Source organism: Cellulomonas algicola, assembly GCF_003851725.1.
GTDB classification, from domain to species: Bacteria; Actinomycetota; Actinomycetes; order Actinomycetales; family Cellulomonadaceae; genus Cellulomonas; species Cellulomonas algicola.
Genome location: NZ_BHYL01000235.1, coordinates 1 through 3,945 on the forward strand (window position 1 = coordinate 1; position 3,945 = coordinate 3,945).

Sequence of the window (3,945 nt, forward strand, 5' to 3'; positions counted from 1 at the left end):
GCGCAGCGCGTCCCGGCCGGCCCGGTGTGCACCCGCGAGCACGAGGCACAGCCCCTCCGCGAGCGCCCGGTCCACACCGGTGAGCAGCGCGGCGCCCCGCGCGGCCGTCGAGGGGTCCCGCCGGGTCGCCGCCCGGACGACGGACGCCCACGAGCCCGCGGCCGTGGACGTCCAGTCGGTGTCGTGCGCGTGCACCGGTGGGCGCGCCGGTGGTGCGTCGCTGCGTGCGACGAGCACGGCCCGTTCCCGCCACGCGAGCGTCGCGGCGGGGCCGAGGTGCGCGGCGTGCGCGGTCCGCAGGTGGCGGTGCAGGACGCGCGGCAGGCGGTAGCGGACGCCGTCGTCGGTCCGCGCGAGCGACCACCGCCGGTCGAGGGTGCGCAGCACGTCCGCGGCGGCGTCGGCCGCCGGGTCCGGGTCCCCGACCAGGTCGGTGACACGCCGGGCGGTGAGGTCGTCGAAGGCCGACCCCCAGTGCAGGACGTCGAGCTGCGCGCGGTCGAGGGGCGCGAGCACCTCGTCGACCAGGTAGTCCCGCGCGTACCCGGTGTCGGTGTCGAGGCTGCGCACCGCGCGTCGCCGGTCCGCGGGCAGCAGCCCCGACGTCGACCGGTGGAACAGGTGCACGGCGGCCGCCCAGCCCTCGGTCTCGTCGGTCAGCAGCTCGACGTCGTCGGGCGCCAGCGGGTGCCCGTACACGTCGCGGAACAGCCGGTCGACCTCCCAGACACGCAGCCGCAGGTCGTCGGCGTCGAGCACGGTCGGCGGCGGGAACTCCGACCGCGCGAGGCTGAACGTGGGCCGTCGCACCGTGCCGAGCAGGACGTGCACGTCGGGGGTCGACGGCAGGAGCAGCCGCTCCAGGTCGTCCTCCACGCGCCCGACCAGCAGCTCGTGCGCGTCGTCGAGGACCAGCAGCGTCGGTGCGCGTCGCGCCAGCACCGACCGCCCGACCGCGTCGGGCGCCAGCAGCTCGGTGCGCGTCCCCGACCGCACGGCGATGCCCGCGGGCGTGCAGCGCCCCCACACCACGGGCAGCCGGCTCGTGCGCGCCCACTGCCGCATGACGGTCGTCTTCCCGGACCCGCGCGGGCCCACCACCAGACCGCACCGCGTCGTCAGGACGTCGTCCAGCCGGTGCATCAGTGCACGCCGGACCACGCCTCGCCCGGCGGTCGGGACGCTCGCGCCCACCACCGGGTCGGCGACGGCATCGCGCCCTCGCGACATCGAGCCCCCCGGACCCCCTGGGTGCCGGGCAGCCCCCGTCGCCGGCACCTCTCCGGCGATCCTCGCAAAGTCACGGACGCCACGACAGGGCGATACCGGGCGAAATACTGCGATACGGGATGCCGACCGGGCCCTCGGCGTCCCGGGTCGCGCGGAGTCCGCGGTCGTCGGCTCCGCGAGCGCGGTCCGTCGGGGGACGGCGCCGCGCCGGCGCCCCGGCGCGCGGGCCCGACCGTCCCGACGTAGCGTGGCGCGTCCCCGACGCACACGGAGCGTGGTCCCGATCGTGACCGGTCCCCATCACCACGACGTCCTCGTGATCGGCGGCGGCAACGCCGGCATCTCGCTCGCGGCGAAGCTCCGCCGCGACGGCTGCCGCGACGTCGCGGTCGTCGAGCCGAAGGTCGTCCACGAGTACCGCCCGCTGCTGTCCTACGTCGCGGGCGGCATGGCGACCCTCGACGACCTGCGCCGACCGCAGGCCGACGCGATGCCGCCCGGGGTCCGGTGGTACCAGGACGCGGTGACCGCGATCGACCCGGCTCGGTCGGCGGTCCGCCTCGCGAGCGGCGGCGAGCTCACGTACACCGACCTCGCGGTGTGCCCCGGTTCGCAGGTCGACTGGGACGCGATCCCGGGCGCGCAGGACGCCGTGCGCGCCGGGTCCGCGTCGACGAGCTACCTCCCCGAGCACGCGCCGGCGGCCTGGGAGCTGCTGTCGTCGCTCACCTCGGGCACGGCCGTGTTCGCGATCTCCGACCGCCACGTCCCGTGCGCCCCGGTCGGCCTCAAGCCGCTCTTCCTGGCCGCCGACCACTGGCGCCGGGCCGGGGTCCTCGACGAGATCCGGGTCGAGCTGCTGCTCGAGGCCGACCGGCTGGTCGACCTCCCGGAGTCCGACCGTGAGCTGCGGGCGGCGGCGGCCGGGTACGGCGTGCACGTCCGGACGTCGACCGCGGTCGAGCACGTCGACGCGACCGCCCGACGCCTCCGGCTCCGGACCCCGGGCGGCACCGACGACCTCGCGTACGACGCCCTGTTCCTCGCGCCGCCGCACCGCGCGCCGCAGTGGCTGGCGTCGAGCGGCCTGACCTCGACGAGCAGCGACGGGTTCCTCGCGGTCGACCCGCGGACGCTGCAGCACCCCGACCACCCGAGCGTGTGGGGTCTGGGCGACGCGGCCGAGGTCGACGCCCTCCCCTCGGGCGGTGCGCTGCGCAGGCAGGTCCCCGTCGTCGCGCACAACATCGCCGCCCGGCGCACGGGCGCGACGATGCGGCACTACGACGGGTACTCGGTCGCTCCCGTGACGACGTCCCGCAGCCGGCTGCTGCTCGCGGAGTTCGACCGTCGACGCCGACCCGAGCCGACCGTCCGCGTGCCGGACCTGGCACGGCCGCGCCGCAGCCTCCTGCTCTTCGACCGGTACCTCGAACCGCCGATCTACTGGCGGCGACTCCTCCGCGGCAAGGTGTCCTGAGCGACACGGACGTCGGCACGCGACCGGGGTGACCGGGCCCGCGCCAGGCGCCGTCGGGACGGCTGAGCTCAGCCGCGCACCGGCTCCGGCTGCGCGGCGTGAGCGGGGTCCAGGGCGTCGTCGTGCCACCGGAAGCGGCTGACGAGCGCCCGGGCGGCAGGCACGCGTGACACGGCGACGAAGGCCGCGTAGCCGAGCGCACCGCCGACGACGTTGAAGACCAGGTCGTGCACGTCGGCGACGTGCCCCCCGCCCAGCAGGTGCGCGGTGACCCCCTGCGTGACCTCGATCGCGAGGCTGACGACGGCCGCCACCGCCACCGCCCGCCACCACGTCACCCGGGCCACGAGCAGCGGCACGAGGAACCCGAGCGGCACGAAGACCACCACGTTCATCACCGCGTCGGCGACCTCGTACGGCGTCCACGGCACCACGACGACGCCGTTGGTCCAGGGCTCGCTGCTCACCGGCTTGTCGAGGTAGATCGGGAAGACCGTGTTCGCGAGGACCCCGGCGGCGTAGACGCAGAGCACGACCGCGACGGCGGCGCGCGGCACGGAGAGCCGTCCGCGGCGGGCCAGCGACCACAGCAGCGCCGCGAGCACTGCGGCAGCGAGGGGGACGACGACCGGGAGGACGGGGACCTGACGAAACACGCGTGACCTGTTCTGTACGACGACGCTCCGGCACGTCGACGGGTCGACGGCACCGCCTCACAGTGCCAGCCGTCGCGTCGCAGGTCGTCCGCCCGTGGTCGGACACGGGTCGGTCGCGCGTCCGCGGGCAGGTCCGGAGGCGGCACGGATCCGGAGGCGGACGGGATCCGGGGGTGCCGGTGGCGTGCCGAGAGGGGGGTGGCACGCCACCGGCGCTTCGGGCGGTCCGCGGTTGACGCGACCGTCGGCCCACCCGCCCGGACCCGGCGGACTCGCCGTCGGGTCCGTCTGCGAATGTAGCGATCCGGACATCTCCTGCCCAGGGGTGCAGCGACCCTCCCCGGCGTGCGACGTGCCGACAGGCCTGTCGGGTCATCGGAAGGTGGGGCCCGGTCGGGCGCCGGACCCGGTCGGCACGGTCAGGTCGCGTCAGGACGGTCCGCCCGGCTCCCCCGGTGCGGCGTCGGCCGCCGTCGGCGCCGCGGTCCCGGACGTCGCCCGCGACGCGGCCGCGGCGGCGCGCTCGGTCAGCAGCCGACGCTCGCGGGGGGTCGGCGCGATCGTGGCGGCGTGCTCGAG

2 protein-coding genes and 1 pseudogene are annotated in these 3,945 nt (G+C 76.5%); 1 reads left to right on the forward strand and 2 read right to left on the reverse strand.

Going from position 1 to position 3,945, the window contains the following annotated elements; genetic code table 11:
• Positions 1-1,143: pseudogene (locus CTKZ_RS14705) on the reverse strand (BTAD domain-containing putative transcriptional regulator); the annotation flags it as partial.
• A gap of 373 nt (positions 1,144-1,516) precedes the next feature.
• On the opposite strand from CTKZ_RS14705, the gene CTKZ_RS14710 reads away from it, so the two are divergent.
• Complete coding sequence (locus CTKZ_RS14710; protein ID WP_235843499.1) at positions 1,517-2,710, forward strand: NAD(P)/FAD-dependent oxidoreductase; 1,194 nt, start codon at positions 1,517-1,519, stop codon at positions 2,708-2,710.
• Positions 2,711-2,778: 68 nt separating this feature from the next.
• Here CTKZ_RS14710 and CTKZ_RS14715 read toward each other — a convergent pair whose 3' ends face one another.
• Positions 2,779-3,366: a VanZ family protein gene (locus CTKZ_RS14715; protein ID WP_124343647.1), complete on the reverse strand. Its 588-nt coding sequence runs from the start codon at positions 3,364-3,366 to the stop codon at positions 2,779-2,781.
• Positions 3,367-3,945 lie beyond the last annotated feature (579 nt).